An 860-nucleotide genomic window follows, 5' to 3' on the forward strand; every position below is an offset into this window, starting at 1 on the left:
CCAGCTATCCGGTGATCGTCGCGCGCGGCGACGCCAAACAACTGATCCTGCCGTTCGACCCGCGCTTCAAGCAGGCGCTGGTCGATCCGCGGCAGATGCCGGCGCAAGTGGTGGTCAGCGACCCGGCCAGCCAGACCGGCGCCCTGGACAGCCTCAACCGGCGCTTCCCGCAGCTATGGCAGCAGGGCCTGCCGGGCTACAGTCTGGTCTACCACCAGGGCATCTACCGGGTATGGCGCCGATCGCCGTGAGACTGCTGACCGCACTGCTGCTGGTGCTGAGCGCCGGCGGCTGCAGTGCGGCGCCGCCGCCTTGGATGGGCGCCAACGTCAAGGTGTCGCCGCAGGCGCCGTGGGGTAGCGCCGCCGCGCAGCAGTCGCTGCGGCAACTGGCCGAGGCCGGCGCTTCGCGTGCGCTGTTGGTCGCCTTCGTCTGGCAGGCGGCGCCGCAGTCTTCGACCCCGGTGCTGGGCAGCGACAGCAGCCCGGCGCTGGTCCGCGCCGGCTTGCGGCAGATGCGCGCCGCCGGCCTGCAGCCGGTGCTGAAGGTGCATCTGTGGATTCCCGGGCACTGGGCAGGCGAGGCCGCGCCTGCCGATCGCGACGCCTGGTTCGCCGCCTACCGGCGTGCGTTGCTGCAACTGGCCCAGGTCGCCGCCGACGAGCGCGCCAGCGCGCTGATCGTCGGCACCGAGCTGCGTCAGCTGCAGGATGCGCCGCAGTGGCCGGCGCTGCTGGCGGCGGTGCGCCAGGTCTATCGCGGCCCGATCGGCTATGTCGCCGACGGCCTGGAGCAGGCTGAGCGCTTCGGCTACTGGGACCGTTTCGATTTCGTCGGCACCAGCCTGTATCCGGCGCTGG

General features: G+C 72.0%; 2 pseudogenes. Both read left to right on the forward strand.

The window, feature by feature from the left end:
- A pseudogene (locus D180_RS16295) lies at positions 1–251 on the forward strand (hypothetical protein); the annotation flags it as partial.
- Positions 242–860: pseudogene (locus D180_RS16300) on the forward strand (glycosidase-like protein); the annotation flags it as partial. The pseudogenes D180_RS16295 and D180_RS16300, both read left to right, overlap by 10 nt.

The organism is Xanthomonas sp. SHU 166 (assembly GCF_000364685.1).
In the GTDB taxonomy this organism is placed as follows: domain Bacteria; phylum Pseudomonadota; class Gammaproteobacteria; order Xanthomonadales; family Xanthomonadaceae; genus Xanthomonas_A; species Xanthomonas_A sontii.